The 18156-nt window shown below is 41.5% G+C and carries 13 protein-coding genes; 12 read left to right on the top strand and 1 reads right to left on the bottom strand.

Annotation, left to right across the window (positions count from 1 at the left end; all coding sequences use genetic code 11):
- Window positions 1-69: 69 nt before the first annotated feature.
- The 12 genes from ACQKNS_RS20150 to ACQKNS_RS20095 all read left to right on the top strand — a co-directional run bounded on the left by ACQKNS_RS20150 (window position 70) and on the right by ACQKNS_RS20095 (window position 17467).
- Window positions 70-1917, top strand: coding sequence for a bifunctional homocysteine S-methyltransferase/methylenetetrahydrofolate reductase (locus ACQKNS_RS20150; protein ID WP_427645042.1), 1848 nt, complete (start codon window positions 70-72; stop codon window positions 1915-1917).
- Window positions 1910-5359, top strand: coding sequence for a methionine synthase (metH, locus tag ACQKNS_RS20145; RefSeq protein ID WP_427645041.1), 3450 nt, complete (start codon window positions 1910-1912; stop codon window positions 5357-5359). The genes ACQKNS_RS20150 and metH overlap by 8 nt, the downstream gene beginning before the upstream one ends.
- 103 nt (window positions 5360-5462) lie before the next feature.
- The gene (locus ACQKNS_RS20140; RefSeq protein ID WP_427645040.1) at window positions 5463-6230 is read left to right on the top strand and encodes a polysaccharide deacetylase family protein; all 768 of its coding nucleotides are present in this window, start codon (window positions 5463-5465) and stop codon (window positions 6228-6230) included.
- Window positions 6231-6305: 75 nt separating this feature from the next.
- Entirely contained in the window at window positions 6306-7076 is a 771-nt protein-coding gene (locus ACQKNS_RS20135; protein ID WP_427645039.1) for a dioxygenase family protein, read from the top strand.
- 376 nt (window positions 7077-7452) lie between these two features.
- Window positions 7453-10305, top strand: coding sequence for a 2-oxoglutarate dehydrogenase E1 component (locus ACQKNS_RS20130; RefSeq protein WP_427645038.1), 2853 nt, complete (start codon window positions 7453-7455; stop codon window positions 10303-10305).
- Window position 10306: 1 nt separating this feature from the next.
- Entirely contained in the window at window positions 10307-11575 is a 1269-nt protein-coding gene (gene odhB / locus ACQKNS_RS20125; RefSeq protein ID WP_427645037.1) for a 2-oxoglutarate dehydrogenase complex dihydrolipoyllysine-residue succinyltransferase, read from the top strand.
- A gap of 226 nt (window positions 11576-11801) precedes the next feature.
- Window positions 11802-12554, top strand: a complete 753-nt coding sequence (locus ACQKNS_RS20120) for a DeoR/GlpR family DNA-binding transcription regulator (protein WP_427645036.1) — start codon at window positions 11802-11804, stop codon at window positions 12552-12554.
- Window positions 12554-13474: a 1-phosphofructokinase gene (gene pfkB, locus ACQKNS_RS20115; RefSeq protein ID WP_427645035.1), complete on the top strand. Its 921-nt coding sequence runs from the start codon at window positions 12554-12556 to the stop codon at window positions 13472-13474. Before ACQKNS_RS20120 ends, pfkB begins: the two co-directional genes overlap by 1 nt.
- A gap of 4 nt (window positions 13475-13478) precedes the next feature.
- Complete coding sequence (locus tag ACQKNS_RS20110) at window positions 13479-15371, top strand: PTS fructose transporter subunit IIABC (RefSeq protein ID WP_427645034.1); 1893 nt, start codon at window positions 13479-13481, stop codon at window positions 15369-15371.
- A 371-nt stretch (window positions 15372-15742) separates the two neighbouring features.
- Entirely contained in the window at window positions 15743-16147 is a 405-nt protein-coding gene (locus tag ACQKNS_RS20105; protein WP_427645033.1) for a secondary thiamine-phosphate synthase enzyme YjbQ, read from the top strand.
- Between the two features lie 39 nt (window positions 16148-16186).
- Window positions 16187-16762 (top strand): GNAT family N-acetyltransferase, encoded by a 576-nt coding sequence (locus ACQKNS_RS20100; protein WP_427645032.1) that lies wholly within the window; start codon window positions 16187-16189, stop codon window positions 16760-16762.
- A gap of 105 nt (window positions 16763-16867) precedes the next feature.
- The gene (locus tag ACQKNS_RS20095; RefSeq protein ID WP_427645031.1) at window positions 16868-17467 is read left to right on the top strand and encodes a cell wall hydrolase; all 600 of its coding nucleotides are present in this window, start codon (window positions 16868-16870) and stop codon (window positions 17465-17467) included.
- A 62-nt stretch (window positions 17468-17529) separates the two neighbouring features.
- Here ACQKNS_RS20095 and ACQKNS_RS20090 read toward each other — a convergent pair whose 3' ends face one another.
- Window positions 17530-18117 carry a metalloregulator ArsR/SmtB family transcription factor gene (locus tag ACQKNS_RS20090; RefSeq protein ID WP_427645030.1) on the bottom strand — a complete coding sequence of 196 codons (588 nt, stop codon included), beginning with the start codon at window positions 18115-18117 and terminating at the stop codon, window positions 17530-17532.
- Between the last annotated feature and the right edge of the window lie 39 nt (window positions 18118-18156).

The raw sequence follows: 18156 nt of genomic DNA, 5'->3' as shown, positions 1-18156 counted from the left end.
TTTTTTCCTTTTCTCTCATACTCATAGAATACGACAAAAACAGGATTGTTTTTGAGAGAGGATGTAATGATGAATTTTCGTAAAGACGTGAAAGAAAGAATACTGGTTGGGGAAGGGGCAATGGGGACCTTATTGTATTCAAATGGCATCGATCAATGTTATGAGGAATTAAACTGCACGGACCCAAATCAAATAGAATCCATCCACCGTGCCTATCTGGAAGCTGGTGCAGATATCCTTCAATCGAATACATACGGAGCCAATTTCAATAAATTGAAACGGTATGGACTTGAGGATGAGGTAAGCAGAATCAATCGCCAGGGAGTCATTCTTGCTAAAAAAGCGGCGAAAGGAAAGGCATACGTCTTCGGTACCATCGGGGCACAACGCAGCATCAGGAAATCGGACTTAAGCATGGAAGAGATAAAACGGGGTTTTCGGGAACAGCTATACAGTCTTTTGATGGAAAACCCTGATGGGATTCTATTGGAAACATTTTATGACCTGGAAGAACTGGAAACCGTCCTGCAAATCGTAAAAAATGAAACTGGACTGCCGATCATCGCAAATGTTTCGATGCATGAACTGGGAAATCTCCAAAATGGAATCCATTTAAATGAAGCCTTTCTAAAACTTGAGCAATTGGGTGCGGATGTGGTTGGGGTGAATTGCCGTCTCGGTCCACATCATATGATTCGGGCCTTGGAAGAAGTGAGTTTGCCAAAGCACGCATCAATTGCCATCTACCCAAATGCCAGCCTCCCGGATTATGTGGATGGAAGGCTCGTCTATAAGGCTGTGCCGGAGTACTTCGGTTCAAGTGCCCTAGAACTTCGTGAGCAGGGTGCCGCAATCATAGGAGGGTGCTGTGGAACGACTCCGCTGCATATTCAAGCCGTAAAGAATGCGATTGGAAGTTTGGCTCCTGTGAAAGAGAAATTCACGAAATCCCGTGAAATAGAAATAATTGAAGTGAATGATAGAGAATTGGAACGTCCCCTGTTCGAAAAGGCCAAAACTGAAAGGACGATTCTAGTTGAACTTGATCCACCGAAAAAGTTAGGTATAGAGAGCTTCATGACTGGTGCCGAGGCTTTGAAAAAAGCCGGGGTCGATTCCATTACATTAGCGGATAATTCGCTCGCCTCACCAAGGATATCGAATGATGCACTTGCTAATTTACTGAAGAATCAATTGAATATAGAGCCGATGGTGCATATAACATGCCGTGATCGAAATTTGATTGGCCTGCAGTCGCATTTAATGGGCCTGCAGACGGTGGGGCTGAACGAAATATTGATCATCACCGGAGACCCTTCGAAAATTGGGGATTTTCCGGGGGCCACTTCGGTTTATGATTTATCTTCCTTTGACCTAATAAGCATGGTCAAACAATTTAATGAAGGTCTTTCCTATTCCGGTCAAAGTTTGGGCCAAAGGGCAAATTTCAAAATTGCGGCAGCGTTTAATCCCAATGTGAAATATCTGGATAAAGCCGTACAGAGAATGGAAAAGAAGATTGCCTGCGGTGCTCAATCCTTCTTGACACAGCCAATCTATTCCGTTGATCAGATCGAGGAAGTATATGAAGCCACAAAACATTTAGAAACCCCAATTTTCATCGGTATCATGCCTTTGACAAGCACCAGGAACGCCGAATTCATCCATAATGAGATCCCGGGCATCAAATTGCCTGATAATGTTAGAAGGGCCATGGCGTTAGCGGGGGATGATCCTGTAAAGTCAAGGATTGAAGGAGTGAATATTGCGCGAGAACTAGTGGACGCGGCAAGGGAAAAATTCAAGGGCATATATTTAATCACTCCGTTCCTTCGGTATGAAATGACGGCGGAACTTACGAAATATATTAGAAAAGTCGATAGTAAACATACATCTGAGGTGGCAGTACATGAATAAAAAAGCGATTCAAGATCAGTTAAATTCTAAGATTCTCCTACTTGATGGGGCGATGGGAACCATGCTTCAAGCGGAGAATTTGACGGCGGATGATTTTGGCGGGGAACAATTCGAGGGCTGCAATGAGTATTTATCATTGACGCAACCGGAAATCATCCAATCCATTCATGAAAAATATTTAGCAGCGGGTGCAGACATCATTGAAACAAATACCTTCGGAGCGACCAGCATCGTTCTTGAGGAATACCAAATAAGCACTATCGCTTACAAGCTAAATAAGATTTCAGCTGAGCTTGCCGTTAAAGCTTGTGAAAAGTACTCCAATGATAAATGGCCAAGGTATGTAGCCGGCTCGATGGGCCCAACTACTAAAACGCTTTCCGTAACGGGCGGAACGACTTTTGATATTTTAACCGATTCTTATGAAGAACAGGCACTGGGCCTCTTGGATGGCGGGGTAGACTTGCTATTGGTGGAAACCTGTCAGGATATGCTTAATGTCAAGGCAGCCTTTTCTGGAATCAAAGCAGCCTTCGCTAAATCAGGAAAGGATGTGCCTGTCATCATATCAGGAACAATCGAACCGATGGGCACTACACTTGCTGGCCAATCCATAGAAGCTTTTTATTTATCGGTTGAACATATGAAACCCGTCGCCGTCGGCCTTAATTGTGCAACAGGGCCGGAATTCATGATAGACCATATCAGGACACTTGCAGATATATCAAATAGTGCCATCAGCTGTTATCCAAATGCGGGGCTCCCTGATGAAGAAGGCCACTATCATGAGTCACCTACTTCCCTGGCAGAGAAGATGAAGCAATTTGCTGAAAAGGGATGGGTCAATATCATTGGCGGATGTTGTGGGACGACACCAGAACATATTAAAGAACTTTCCAGGGTCCTCGAAGGAATGAAGCCCCGTACAATTACGGAAACTGCCCATGGTCATGCCGTATCGGGCATAGAGCCGCTCATTTATGATGATTCAATGCGGCCATTATTCGTAGGTGAAAGAACGAATGTTATCGGTTCCCGAAAATTCAAGGAGTTGATACGCGGCAAGCATTACGAGCCAGCTGCCGAAATTGCACGTACCCAGGTAAAAAAAGGCGCCCATGTCATTGATATCTGTCTTGCTGATCCTGATGGGGATGAGCTTGGTGATATGAAGGAATTTGTGGAAGAGGTCGTCAAAAAAGTGAAAGTCCCGCTGGTCATCGATACTACGGATGAAGCCGTACTTGAACAAGCACTGAAACATTCACAAGGAAAATCGATCATTAATTCCATTAACCTAGAAGATGGTGAAGAACGCTTTGAAAAAATAGTACCCTTAGTCCATCAATATGGTGCTGCCGTTGTCGTAGGAACCATTGATGAAACAGGGATGGCCGTCGATGCTGTACGGAAATTGGAAGTGGCTACACGTTCTGTGGATTTGCTCGTTAATAAGTATGGACTAAACAAAAGTGACATCATTTTTGATCCGCTTGTATTTCCTGTAGGCACAGGGGATGAACAATATATTGGATCTGCATTGGAAACGGTGAATGGCATAAAGGCGATTAAAGAAAAGTTTCCGGAATGCCTAACGATACTTGGCATTTCTAACGTTTCATTCGGTCTGCCAGCGAGGGGAAGGGAAATATTGAATGCAGTTTTCCTCTACCATTGTACAAAAGCGGGTCTCGATTATGCTATCGTGAATACAGAAAAACTTGAACGTTTCGCTATGATACCTGAAGAGGAAGTGAAATTGGCCGAGGCACTCCTGTTTGAGACATCAACCGAAACTTTAGCGATTTTTACCGAGTTTTATCGTGGGAAAAAAGCGGAGAAGAAGGATAATGGTGTGATCCTGCCATTGGATGAACGTTTAGGGAACTATATTATCGAAGGAACGAAAGAAGGATTGGTCGATGATTTAAATGAAGCGATTGAGCGCGGTGATACCCCATTGGAAATCATCAATGGACCATTGATGGATGGCATGAGTGAGGTGGGGAGACTGTTTAATGACAACCAACTTATTGTCGCAGAGGTGCTTCAGAGTGCCGAAGCGATGAAGGCCGCTGTATCCCACCTTGAACCGCTAATGGAAAGCTCTGAAGATAGTGCTAAGAAAGGGAAGATCCTTTTGGCGACTGTAAAGGGAGATGTGCATGATATCGGGAAAAACCTAGTGGATATCATCCTATCCAATAATGGCTATGAAGTGATTGACTTGGGAATAAAAGTCGCACCGCAGCAAATCATAGAAGAGGTTCGAAAACATGAGCCAACCATCATTGGCCTATCTGGGTTACTTGTCAAATCTGCACAGCAAATGGTTTTAACAGCACAGGATTTAAGGCAAGCGGGAATAGATACCCCAATTTTAGTTGGAGGGGCAGCATTATCCCGTAAATTCACCGATTTTAAAATATCACCTGAATACGAAGGGCCGGTTTTATATTCCAAAGATGCGATGGATGGTTTGGCTGTAACGAATATTTTACATGACTCTGACAAAAAATTGGTGTACTTGGAAGAGTTAGTCGAGAAACGAGAAAGAGCGAAAGCGAATGCCGCCATTGCTGCCACGATAGAAAAACCTGTTCGGAAGCAGTCCGCGGCTGCCCCTTTAAGCGATGCTCCTGTTCAAAAACCGCGTGACATCAAGCGTCACGTCTTGAAAAACTATCCATTGGATGTCATCCAACCGTATATTAATAGGCAAATGCTGATTGGTCATCATTTGGGGTTAAAAGGTAAAGTTTCCGAATTGCTTAAGCAAGGGAATGAAAAAGCGGTGCAGCTTAATGATCTCGTTGATGAATTGATTGAATTCCTAAAGACGGAACCGGATTATGGCTTGCATGCGGTTTATCAATTTTTCCCTGCTCAAAGTGAAGGAAATAAGCTATTGGTATACAACCCGGACAATCATAATGAGGTTTTGGAAACTTTCGACTTCCCCCGGCAAGATACGAACCCGCATCTTTGTTTAGCGGACTTTGCGAAACCAATCTCCTCCGGGCAAATGGATTATGTTGGTTTCTTCCTGGTCACTGCCGGAAAAGGGATCAGAAAATGGGCAGAAAAACTAAAACTTGAAGGTGATTTCTTGAAAAATCACGCCCTTCAATCACTAGCTCTCGAAACTGCTGAAGGTTTTGCGGAAAGAATTCATCAATTAATGCGGGATGATTTAGGTATAAGCGATCCGATTGAAATGTCCATGAAAGAGCGGTTTGCCGCTAAGTACACCGGGCAAAGGTTTTCATTTGGTTATCCTGCTTGTCCTAATCTGGAAGACCAGGCGAAGCTATTCCGCCTGTTACAACCTCAGGATATTGGCGTGGAATTGACAGAAGGATTCATGATGGAACCAGAGGCTTCCGTGTCAGCCATTGTTTTTGCACACCCTGAAGCCCGTTACTTTAATGTCGATCGATAACTCATTTAATTAAGGCAGCGGTATTTTTTACCGCTGTCTTATTGTGCATGAAACCCCTTAATTGGTACATCTTAATGGTCAAAAGGAAGGGGATGCAGCACCTATGAAGAATATCATGAAATTATTTCTTTCCATGGCGGGTTCTTTCATTATTATTTTGTTGGTTGCGGAAGTCCAGAACATTCAAGTACATGCAATGGTTCCTGAAGAGATGACACCGCTTCTAAAAAGTAAGGAAAATCAGAAAATCGCTTATTTGACTTTCGATGATGGACCATCTTTGAATACCATGAAGATCTTGGATATTTTGGACCGCTATCATGTTAAGGCCACATTTTTCGTTAAAGGGAATGATGAACCATACGCAAAGGAAAGTTATCAGGAAATGGTTTCTCGGGGTCATGCGATTGCCCTTCATTCTTATACACATGATTATTCCATCGTTTATCGATCTACTGAGAGTTTCTTTCAAGATTTGAATAGGCTTGAAACCATGCTGCAAAAGGAGTATGGGATAAAAAGCCGTATTGTGCGCCTTCCTGGCGGCTCAAATAATCGACTGCGTCATCAGGCTGCAACGAAACCCATCATTAATGGAATCCTTCAACAACTGAAGGAAAAAGGGTATATTTACTTTGATTGGTCCATTGACTCGACAGATGGCTTCAGTCCGTCAATAAGTGAACAACAAATCATTACGGCTGTGCAAAAAGGGACGAAAAATCAAAAGCATGTTAATATCTTATTGCATGATATCAATAGTATGAAGAATACAGTGAAAGCATTGCCTGATATAATTGAATTTCTTAAAAAAGAAGGGTATACCTTTGATACTATTGATGAGACAACCCCGAAATTGCAATTTAATTGATGAACACAATGTTTATCTATAGTAAATTAAGGTATAGGGTATTGAGATTACAATGTGAAAGGATTTATCGTTTCTATGATGCCATCATTGTTTTTATCACATGGAACACCGCTACTAGCCTTGGAAAAGAATGGCTACACTTCTTTTTTGAAGGATTATATGCAAACTATGAAGAAACCTGCTGCCATCGTTATTTTGTCAGCACATTGGGAAAGTGAAGATCAAATGATTTCAGCAGTAGGGAAGCACGAAGTCATTTATGATTTTGCAGGGTATCCTGAAGAAATATTTCAGATAACTTATCCTGCTAGGGGATGCCTTGAGCTGTCGGATCGAATTTTAACCTTATTGTCCAGGATAGGTGTATTGGGGGAACTTGATGAAAGGCGCCCCCTGGATCATGGATCATGGGGGCTTTTGCATATCATGTATCCCGATGCTGGCATTCCGACCGTATCTATGTCCATTTGTCCTGCGCTGCCATTGGACAAGCAGTATGAAATCGGGAAAACATTGAGGGAATTAAAGGAAAGTAATGTCCTGATCATCGGGAGCGGTGGAATTGTCCATAATTTCACCCAAATACAGGAGGATATGCATGTTGCAGAAGGATGGGCAATCGAGTTTGAGAACTGGGTCGAAGAGAAAATCTTGAAATGGGATTTGCAATCCTTGTTTGAGTATGAAAAGATCGCACCTTATAGCACAGAGGCCGTGCCTTCCAGAGAGCATTTCATTCCATTGGTCATCGCAATGGGGGCAGGGGATGACAAAAAAAACGCATCTCTCCTGCACAGGAGCTTTCAATATGGCAATCTAAGTTTAACAGCTTGGAAGTTTGATTGAGCTGAAAGGGCTTTCATACTAGTTAAATTTACCTGAAAAATAATCATTATACAAAAATACAAAAATCTTTTTTTAGCGAAAAAAAGACTTAAATGAGCAAAAAAGTCTATTAAAAGCGTATTTTGACGAATTAAACAGAAATATAGTTTCAAAAAGGTTGCATAAAGTTGTTTAACCTTTGGATATTTCGACAAAAACATGTTAATATAACATCTGAAAACGTTTTATCCTTTAAAATTTTATTATTCAATGACCAAAGTTATTTATTATATATCTTATATATATCATATATTTGGGGAAAATTTAGAAGAAAGAAATTTGGGGATGGATAAAACGTAATGAAAAAAATTATGAGAAAAATTTGGGGGTTTACAAAATGACCATCAATGATTCTAAGGTATTAGACCACTGGAAAGCTTTTTCAGGTCCAAACCTTGGGTATGTCATGGAGCAATACGATCTATTTCTAGCCAACCCGGAAGAAGTGGATCCGGAACTGAAAAACTTTTTTGAAGTAGCAGGTCCTCCTTCATTCGATGTATCGGCAGAAACAACGGTTGGAAGTGCACCAACTGTACAAGCTGGAGAAGTTCTTCCAATGAAGAAAATTATGTCTGCAGTAACGTTAGCTGAAAATATCCGTCATTACGGACATCTTGCTGCAAATATTTATCCTTTAAAAGAAGAAGCTCTTGACACTGAACAAATTCACTTTGAAAAATATGGCCTGACTGCAGATGATTTAAGGAAAATACCGGCTGACTTTATTTGCCCGGAATCACCTGAAGACGTGAAAGACGGTTACGAAGCCGTACAATACCTAAAACAACTCTATACAAAAACGATAGCCTTTGAATTTCACCATGTTAATGACTTGGATGAAAAGCAATGGCTTACTGATATGGTCGAATCCGGAAACATGTTCCCGGAAGTGACTAAAGAGAAAAGGGAACTATTACTTAAACGATTGAATGAAGTCGAAGGTTTCGAGAAATTCCTTCACCGCACATATGTAGGGCAAAAACGTTTCTCTATTGAAGGACTGGATGCTTTGGTTCCGATTTTAGATGAAATGATTTCACAAACTGTTCAAAACGGAACTGGGAATGTGAATATTGCCATGGCTCACCGAGGACGTTTGAATGTGCTTGCACATGTATTAGGAAAGCCATATGAGGTCATTTTCTCTGAATTCCAACATTCACCGAATAAAGATTTGGTTCCTTCCGAAGGTTCAACAGGCATTAACAATGGATGGACCGGTGATGTTAAATACCATTTAGGTCTGGATAAACAGATAACTAAATCAAATATACAAAAAGCAAGGATTACACTTGCCAATAACCCAAGTCACTTGGAAGTAGTCGGTCCAATCGTGGAAGGGTATTCTCGTGCGGCACAAGAAGACCGTTCAGAAAAAGGATTCCCGGTTCAGGACATTTCCAAATCTCTTGCAATCCTGATTCATGGTGATGCAGCATTCCCGGGTGAAGGAATTGTACCTGAAACGTTTAACTTAAGCCGTTTACGCGGTTATCAAGTTGGAGGCGCCATCCATATCATCGCCAATAACATGATCGGGTTTACAACGGAAAGTGAAGATTCACGGTCAACATTATATGCTAGTGATTTGGCCAAAGGCTTTGAAGTGCCGATCGTGCATGTGAATGCAGATGATCCGGAAGCATGTATGGCTGCCGTGAACCTTGCTAACCTATATCGTGAAAAATACAATAAGGATTTCTTGATCGACCTAATCGGTTACAGACGTTTCGGCCATAACGAAATGGATGAGCCATTGGTGACTCAACCTGAAATGTATGCATTAATTCATAAGCACCCAACCGTTAAAGAACTTTATGGAAAAAAACTGATTCAATCTGGCGCGTTCACTGAAGCTGAAGTTAAAGCGATTGGTGAGCAAGTGGATACAAGGCTTGCGGATGCATATGCGAAAATTTCCGGAAATAAACCGGAAGCTTCTAAAGAATGTAATCCTCCTGGGATTATTGAAAAAGGACTTCCAGCCATTGATACGGCAGTTTCGAAACAAGAACTTGTTACAATAAACGAAGAACTGGTTAAGTGGCCTGAAGGATTCACTCCTAATAAAAAATTAGGAAAGATCTTATCACGTCGCTTGGATTCCTTTGGTGCTGACGGAAAAATCGATTGGGCTCATGCTGAGACATTGGCATTTGCATCCATATTGAGTGACGGCACGCCAATCCGTTTGACTGGACAAGATTCAGAGCGTGGAACATTCGCACAACGTAATATCATGTTACATGATAGTGTTAACGGAAAAACATATTCACCACTTCACACACTAGAATCTGCCAAAGCATCATTCGCTGTTCATAACAGCCCGCTTACTGAAACGGCAGTTCTGGCTTATGAATATGGTTATAATGTTTTTGCACCTGAGACACTTGTTTTATGGGAAGGACAATTCGGTGACTTCGCTAATACAGCACAAGTCATCTTTGACCAATTCATCGCGGCAGGCCGTGCAAAATGGGGTCAAAAATCAGGTCTTGTCATGCTGCTTCCACACGGTTATGAAGGACAAGGACCAGAGCACTCAAGTGCACGCCTTGAGCGTTTCCTTCAATTAGCGGCTGAAAACAACTGGACAGTTGCCAACTTAAGCTCGGCAGCTCAATACTTCCATATCCTTAGAAGACAAGCTAAGATTTTGGATCAAGAACAAGTACGTCCGCTTGTCATCATGACACCGAAGAGTATGCTTCGTAATCAAGTGATGGCTTCTACAGCTGAAGAATTCAGTGAAGGCTCTTTTGAATCATTCGTAGAAACCAAAGCTTTGGGCAAAAAACCTAAATCGGTTGAACGCATTGTTTTTGCAACAGGTAAATTGGCGGTTGAACTTCGTGAAAAAGCGGCAACTGAAAAAAATACAGATTGGTTGCAAATCATCAGTATCGAAGAAATTTATCCATTCCCATTCACTGGAGTTCAAGAAGCCCTGAAAAAATATACAAATCTTAAAGAAATCTTCTGGGCACAAGAAGAACCTAAAAACATGGGTGCTTGGACATTTGTTGAACCACGCCTAAATGCAGCGGCTCCTGGCAATCTTTCAGTAACATATATAGGAAGGAAGCGCAGATCAAGCCCGGCTGAGGGAGATCCACTTGTCCATAAAAATGAACAACAACGGATTATGACTCAAGCAATTACACGCAATAATGAGGGGGAGAAATAAAATGGCTGAAGTAAAAGTACCTGAATTAGCAGAATCAATTTCTGAAGGATCTATTGCGCAATGGTTAAAACAACCCGGTGATCACGTTGAAAAAGGAGAATATGTCCTTGAACTTGAAACGGATAAAGTGAACGTAGAAATCATTTCAGATTATACCGGTACACTTTCGGAACATTTAGCAGAAGAAGGCGATACTGTCCAAGTTGGACAGGCTATCGCCATCGTTGATGAAAATGGATCTGCTGCAGCGGCTCCAAAAGCAGAAGCTCCTAAGGTTGAGGAAGCTAAAGCAGAACCAGCTAAGACAGAACAAGCGGCTCCTGCAAAAGAAGCTCCGAAAGCAGAAGCGAAGGAAGCATCATCCACTCAACAAGTTATTGCATCACCAGCTGCAAGAAAATTGGCTCGCGAAAAAGGAATTGACTTGACTCAAGTGCCTGTAGCCGATCCACTAGGCCGTGTACGTGTACAAGACGTAGAAGCAGCAAGCAATGCTCCGGCAGCACCTGCAGCAGCACCTAAACAAGCTCCTGCAGCTAAAAAAGCAGCAGCTCCTGTTGAAGTGAATGATGACCGCATTGAAGTGGTTAAGATGACACGCCGTCGTCAAACCATTGCCAAACGTCTAGTTCAAGTACAATCCGAAGCAGCCATGCTTACTACTTTTAACGAAGTCGATCTTTCTGCAGTCATGGAATTGCGTAGCCGCCATAAGGATTCTTTCGTGAAAACAAATGATGTTAAACTTGGTTTCATGTCATTCTTCACTAAAGCGGTCATTGGCGCACTGAAAAAATATCCGTTATTGAATGCTGAAATCCAAGGCGACCATATCCTGAAAAAGAACTTCTATGATATCGGTGTAGCTGTATCCACTGATGAAGGTCTTGTCGTTCCGGTAGTAAGGGATGCTGACCGCAAAAGTTTTGCTGAAATCGAGAAGAACATTTCGGATTTAGCTGTTAAAGCGCGTAACAACAAACTGGGACTTTCAGATTTATCAGGTGGTACTTTTACTATCACAAACGGTGGTACTTTCGGTTCCCTATTATCTACACCAATCTTGAATGCCCCTCAAGTTGGAATCTTGGGCATGCATACAATCAAGACTCGTCCAATCGCTGTTAGAGATCAAATCGAAAACAGACCAATGATGTACCTTGCATTATCTTATGATCACCGTATCGTTGATGGAAAAGAAGCTGTTGGTTTCTTAGTGGCTATCAAAGATATGCTGGAAGATCCAGAACAACTTTTACTTCAAGGCTAATAAAATCATTCGAACCCCCATGTCATCATGACATGGGGTTTTTTTTGTTAAGATCTGGAAGGGTATTTTCATAGAAAAAAAGATAATGGATTCAAGAAAGGTCACCTCAAACTAAATGAATGTTTTTGAAAGTATTTTTGAATGGATTTGATTATTTTTAAATGTTTTTGATTGATTATTACTCCGTTTTCATATATGATGATGATATTAAAGTGAGGTGGGCGAATTGTTGACAACTGAAAGGCACCAGTTCATACTATCGATCCTTAAAGAACAAGGAACGGTAAAGCTGCAAGAGCTTGTAGATCATTTACAAGCCTCGGAGTCGACCATTCGGAGAGATTTAGTGCAACTCGAAGAAATGAAGCTCTTAAAACGCGTACATGGCGGGGCCTCTTTACTTCAAAGAAAAGGCCTTGAACCAACAACCATGGAAAAGCAATACAAAGCAAGAGCTGAAAAACAACTTATTGCCAAGCTGGCGACTTCATTCATAGAGAAAAATGATTGTATATATCTTGATGCAGGCACGACAACTGCGGAAATGATTCCATATTTAAAGGATAAAAATATAACGGTGCTCACGAATGGTCTTATGCATATTCCAAAACTCATCGAAATGGAAATCAAAACAGTATTAGTGGGCGGAACGATAAAATTTTCAACAAACGCCGTTATTGGAAGCAATGCTGTACAGTTTTTGAATGAATACCGTTTTGATAAATGTTTCTTGGGGATGAACGGCATCCATCCAGACCTGGGTTTCACAACACCTGACCCGGAAGAAGCTCTGCTGAAGAAGACGGCATTACGTCTTTCTAACGAGACATATGTGCTTGCTGACAGTTCAAAACTGAATGAAGCTACTTTCGCTAAGGTGGCAGATGTAAGCGATGCCATAATCCTTACTGACAGCAATGATGAAGAGGCCATTGCTCAACTCCATAAAAATCCAAAGATAAAGGTCGTGACCATTTAATGATTTATACAGTGACACTGAACCCATCCATCGATTACCTGGTCGAGGTAGAGAGTTTTCAAATGGGCAAGGTGAATCGAACCAGTTATGATGCAAAATTCCCTGGAGGGAAAGGGATCAATGTTTCCCGAGTGCTTAAAAGGCTGGGAAATAGTACGACAGCGTTAGGATTCATCGGTGGACAAACTGGTGAATTTGTAAAAAGGTTTTTAAGACAAGAAGAAATTTTCACGGACTTTACAGAGATAGCTGGAGATACAAGAATAAATGTTAAATTGAAAACGGGGATGGAGACAGAAATAAATAGCCAAGGGCCAACCATTTCAAAAGGGAATTATCAACAATTATTTAGTCAGATCGAGCAGTTGAATAATACTGATATCATCATTTTATCAGGAAGCATCCCTGCAAGCGTTCCTTCGGATGTATATGAAGCCATGGCAAGGTCTTGTTCCCGTAACGGCATTAAAGTGGTTGTGGATACGAGTGGCAAGGAATTACTGAATGTCCTCCCACACCGGCCATTTTTAATAAAACCAAATCACCATGAACTGGGTGAGCTTTTTTCAACCGAAATAAGAACGGTTGATGATGCTAGGGAATATGGCGCTAAATTGGTTGAAGCAGGAGCACAAAACGTTATTGTTTCAATGGCGGGACAGGGGGCCGTGCTTTGCTCCGGTGGAGAGTCATATTCCGCGAATGTTCCAAAAGGGAACGTCATCAATTCAGTCGGTGCCGGTGATTCCATGGTCGCAGGTTTCATCGGGACATATGAAAGTACTGGGGATATTCTATCTGCTTTCCGCTTCAGTCTTGCAGCAGGTAGTGCTACAGCCTTTTCATCCGATCTCGGTACATTGGATAAAATGGAAGAGTTATTACCGCAAATTGCTATCAATCATCTAACAGGAGGCTGACTCTATGAAAATTACAGACTTGTTAAAATTGGATACAATCATCATCGATCTGCAAAGCGTTACAAAGCAAGCAGTCATTGATGAACTATCAGGTAAGCTGGCCGAGGCAGACAGGTTAAACGATGTGGAGGGTTTCAAAGCTGCCATCTTAAAACGTGAAGAGCAAAGCACAACAGGGATTGGTGAAGGGATAGCCATTCCACACGCAAAAACAAGTGCTGTAAGGGTACCTGCCATCTGTTTCGGCAAATCTGTCAGTGGCGTGGATTATGAATCGCTTGATGGGCAGCCAGCTCATTTGTTCTTTATGATTGCAGCAAGTGAAGGAGCGAATGCAGATCACTTGGAAACCCTTTCCCGGCTTTCTTCATTACTGATGGATGATAAATTCAGAGCCCAATTGATTGCTGCTTCTACTGGTGAGGAAGTGTTGCAGATAATCAATCAAAAAGAAATGGACACCAATGAAGAAGAAAAAGTAGGGCAGCAATCAAGTAATGATGCGAGTGGAAACAATAAAAAGGGTAAAATCCTTGCCGTTACAGCTTGCCCAACAGGAATTGCCCATACTTATATGGCTGCAGATGCCCTAAAGGCTAAAGCTAAGGAAATGGGAATCGATTTCAAAGTCGAAACAAATGGTTCCACGGGAATCAAAAATGGCTTAACCGCCGCAGATATTGATGAGGCGGATGCGATAATCGTTGCAGCTGATAAGCAGGTGGAAATGGATCGTTTTAATGGAAAACATGTCATAATTGTCCCTGTGGCCCATGGTATCCGCAAGACCGAGGAGCTGTTAACCAGAGCCTTGAATCAGGATGCCCCTATATACAAAGGAGCAGGTAACGATAAAAGTGATGAAGGTGATTCAGCAAAAGGAGGATTGGGGATTTACAAGCACCTAATGAATGGTGTAAGTAATATGCTTCCATTTGTCGTCGGCGGCGGAATCTTGATTGCGCTTTCTTTCTTTTTTGGAATCGAGGCAGCCGATCCGGCAAATCCGGATTATAATCCCATTGCTAAAGCATTAAGTGATATTGGCGGGGGAAATGGGGCCTTCTTCTTACTTGTCCCTGTCCTGGCTGGATTCATTGCTTCAAGTATTGCCGACCGTCCGGGTTTTGCTCCTGGTATGGTAGGGGGATTATTGGCAGCACAGGCTAATGCCGGTTTTCTTGGCGGACTGATCGCCGGTTTCCTTGCAGGTTATGTCGTCTTACTTTTAAGAAAATTGTTTTCCGGTTTACCGCAAACACTTGATGGCATTAAACCGGTTTTACTCTATCCTGTATTCGGTATGTTAATTACAGGGTTTATCATGATATTTCTCGTAAATGAACCAGTAACCGCTATTAACATGGGCCTGACCAATTGGCTGCAAGGTTTATCTGGTACGAACGCAATATTCCTTGGATTGATTCTAGGGGGGATGATGGCTGTGGATATGGGTGGCCCCTTAAATAAAGCGGCATTCACTTTTGGACTTGCAGCGATTGAAGCTCAAAGTTTCGGACCGCATGCAGCTGTAATGGCTGGTGGAATGGTTCCTCCTCTTGGAATCGCATTTGCAACTACATTCTTTAAAAGCAAATTCACTGAAATGGAAAGGAAATCAGGATTCACTAATTACTTCATGGGTGCTTCGTTCATTACAGAAGGAGCCATTCCGTTTGCCGCGGCAGATCCATTGCGTGTAATCGTCAGCAGTGTTGTTGGGGCAGCGACGGCTGGTGCCCTGTCAATGGCTTTTAGTGTAACTTTACCAGCACCACATGGAGGAATATTTGTCATCCCCCTAGTCAACCATCCTTTCCGCTATTTGCTGGCGATTTTAATAGGAGCTCTCATTACCGCTTTAATATTGGGATTTTGGAAAAAGAAACAAAAATGATGCACATACAAAAGCGGGTCCGATTAATGGACCCGCTTTTTATCATTTCCATTCCAAAATTTCGGATCCGGTTGCCGAAGGAATCGGATAAATATATGAAATGATCCTCCGTTCCGGCATATTTTGATCGATCCTCGGTATTTTTGGGGGATGCTAATTGGTAATGATTGATTGACTAAATAATGAAGCTCAGCTTGCCACCTCGCCAATAACTGCTTATATATCCAATTTCACAGAAAAAAATCATTAAGAATAGGTGAGTATCGACGATGAAATTTTCTAATGTTTTAATTCTTGAACCGTTTTTGAACGCATGAATGTAAGGTTTAGGGGTAAAGGAGTATTAAAACGAACAAAAGGAGTGAACGTACATGCTGAAGAAAAATACCTTAAAAACGACGAAAAGGGATGATATGATTGATGTTACGACTGAAATACAGGCATTCATCCAGGAAAATGGAGTTCAAGAGGGGATAGCTCTTATATATTGTCCACATACGACAGCAGGGATCACGATTAATGAAAATGCCGATCCTGATGTCAAAAAGGATATGCTAAGAAGACTGGATGAGCAATACCCATGGAATCATACATTGGATTTACATATGGAAGGAAACACGGCAGCCCATTTAAAATCAAGTACGGTTGGTTCTTCACAGCAGGTGATCATCCATAAAGGGAGCTTGATCCTTGGTACTTGGCAAGGTGTATATTTTTGTGAATTCGATGGTCCCAGAGAAAGGCAATATTTTATTAAATTATGTGTCGACAAATAAAATGGAAAGTACGGCAAGGTTGAAGTGGGAGGAAGCGGATTGGACGATGTTTGGATTGAAGGAAGAAAAGTAATATTGAGGAATGTAAAACAAGCCGATTTAAAACGTTTATGGAGCCTCAAATTTGGAGAAGCCGATCCAGAATGGAAAAAGTGGGATGCACCTTATCATCCTCTTGAACTCATTGATTTCCAAACGTATATCGATAAAGAAGCGAAGCACAGGACCTATGATGAAAAAATGGGGGCTTACTCTGAGCTATTAATGGAAAAAAACGATCAAATAATAGGATCTATTGTATATTACTGGGAACATGAACCTTCACGTTGGCTTGAAATTGGAATTACGATATTTGAGCCAAAGTATTGGAATGGCGGTTATGGAACAGAAGCGTTAAGGTTATTCATAGGCTATTTATTCGAAAAAATGGAGATTCAGCGGGTTGGGCTTACGACATGGTCCGGTAATGAACGCATGATCGTAGTTGGAGAAAAGGTAGGCATGCAAGTAGAGGGAAGGATGAGAAAATGCCGTTATCATGATGGTTATTATTATGATTCAATCAGGATGGGAATGATACGGGAAGAATGGGAATCATTAAAATTTCGAAGTTAATAGACCCGTGAAAATTTTTCCTTCATTTCCTTGGAAAAAATTTAGCACTGTTTTCTCCCAAATGGTCTGTTATCCTAGGAAGATGCTTAACGAGGAGGTTACAGGATGAAATTATCAGTTATAATAACCATGATAATGACTCTAAGTGTCATCATACTTGGGATAACTTTTCCTAAGGGAACGACCAGTAAAGCTTCGGATGGAGCAACCAAACATGTCATTAAACAAGGTGAATCGATATGGGATATTGCGAAGCAGCACGGAGTTCCAATCGGAAAGTTGAAAGAAGTAAATCATAATGTAAATAATGTTGCCGAGCCCGGTAAAACATTGATTATTCCACATGTAATGAATGAAAAAGATAAAGAATTATTAGCAAGGCTTGTGCATGCAGAAGCTAAAGGGGAGCCATACAGAGGTAAGGTCGAGGTGGCAGGAGTTGTGTTGAATCGCCTTGATAGCGATGAATTTCCTGATACGGTACGGGAAGTAATTTATCAAAAAAACCAATTCTCGCCTGTTGGTGATGGCAGTATAAATAAACCGGCAGGAGAAGATGCCAAGAAAGCTGTCAATGAAGCATTGGCGATTCATGGGTATACAAATGATGCCCTGTATTTTTGGAATCCTAGTATTTCGGACAGCGAATGGATGAAACAATTAGAAGTAATAAAAATTATCGGCGGCCATCATTTTGCCATATAAACTATACCACCACAACCGGCTTTCCAAATAGGAGGCCGGTTTTTTATTTTTGAGACCTTCCGTTAAACGATATCAGCCCACATCTCGCGGGGATTCAATTCATAAATGCTGTTTTCACGGTACATGATACTCCCGATAATGAGTTCACGCCTTATTGTTGCATAATCATCATGGAAAGACTGGATGAATTCATTCAATTCTTTTTCTGGATATTTACGTCCCTTTTCCAAAAGGCTGGCTATATGATGAAGAACGATCATTTTCTTTTTTCTCTGTGCAGGTATGGTTTTTAATCGACCATCTGGCATCAAAAAGTTTTCAAGGATCTTTTTGTGTTCAAAATTCATCTTTTGATTATCCATTTTATTGGAATCCCCCTTAGTTGAAACCATTTTAGGTAATGCAGACGAATACTGCTTCAGGACATCTTCATTCAAAAAATAATATACCGTATTTTTTTCCCTTCGATCCTTCACTAAATTAATGTCCTTCAATTTAGTTAAATGGTGTGAGATGGTCGGGGCTGTCAATTTTAATATTCCGGCAAGTGCCTGTCCGTGTTTTGGACCATTTGCCAGAATGGATATAATTCTAATCCTTGTTACATCACCAATCGTTTTATGGAAAGCGACCAATTTTTCTAATTGCAATTTTATCCCTCCTTTAATTAGATTGTCATCTAATTAGAT

The organism is Peribacillus sp. NPDC094092 (assembly GCF_050279365.1).
Taxonomy (GTDB): domain Bacteria; phylum Bacillota; class Bacilli; order Bacillales; family DSM-1321; genus Peribacillus.
The sequence above is the reverse complement of the archived record's forward strand: the minus strand, read 5'-3'. Positions and strand labels throughout refer to the sequence as shown.

What these genes read in the sequence shown, in the direction of transcription:
- ACQKNS_RS20150 (WP_427645042.1), top strand. Translation starts at nt 70, where the DNA reads ATGAATTTTCGTAAAGACGTGAAAGAAAGAATACTGGTTGGGGAAGGG.
- metH (WP_427645041.1), top strand. Translation starts at nt 1,910, where the DNA reads ATGAATAAAAAAGCGATTCAAGATCAGTTAAATTCTAAGATTCTCCTA.
- ACQKNS_RS20140 (WP_427645040.1), top strand. Translation starts at nt 5,463, where the DNA reads ATGAAGAATATCATGAAATTATTTCTTTCCATGGCGGGTTCTTTCATT.
- ACQKNS_RS20135 (WP_427645039.1), top strand. Translation starts at nt 6,306, where the DNA reads ATGATGCCATCATTGTTTTTATCACATGGAACACCGCTACTAGCCTTG.
- ACQKNS_RS20130 (WP_427645038.1), top strand. Translation starts at nt 7,453, where the DNA reads ATGACCATCAATGATTCTAAGGTATTAGACCACTGGAAAGCTTTTTCA.
- odhB (WP_427645037.1), top strand. Translation starts at nt 10,307, where the DNA reads ATGGCTGAAGTAAAAGTACCTGAATTAGCAGAATCAATTTCTGAAGGA.
- pfkB (WP_427645035.1), top strand. Translation starts at nt 12,554, where the DNA reads ATGATTTATACAGTGACACTGAACCCATCCATCGATTACCTGGTCGAG.
- ACQKNS_RS20110 (WP_427645034.1), top strand. Translation starts at nt 13,479, where the DNA reads ATGAAAATTACAGACTTGTTAAAATTGGATACAATCATCATCGATCTG.
- ACQKNS_RS20105 (WP_427645033.1), top strand. Translation starts at nt 15,743, where the DNA reads ATGCTGAAGAAAAATACCTTAAAAACGACGAAAAGGGATGATATGATT.
- ACQKNS_RS20095 (WP_427645031.1), top strand. Translation starts at nt 16,868, where the DNA reads ATGAAATTATCAGTTATAATAACCATGATAATGACTCTAAGTGTCATC.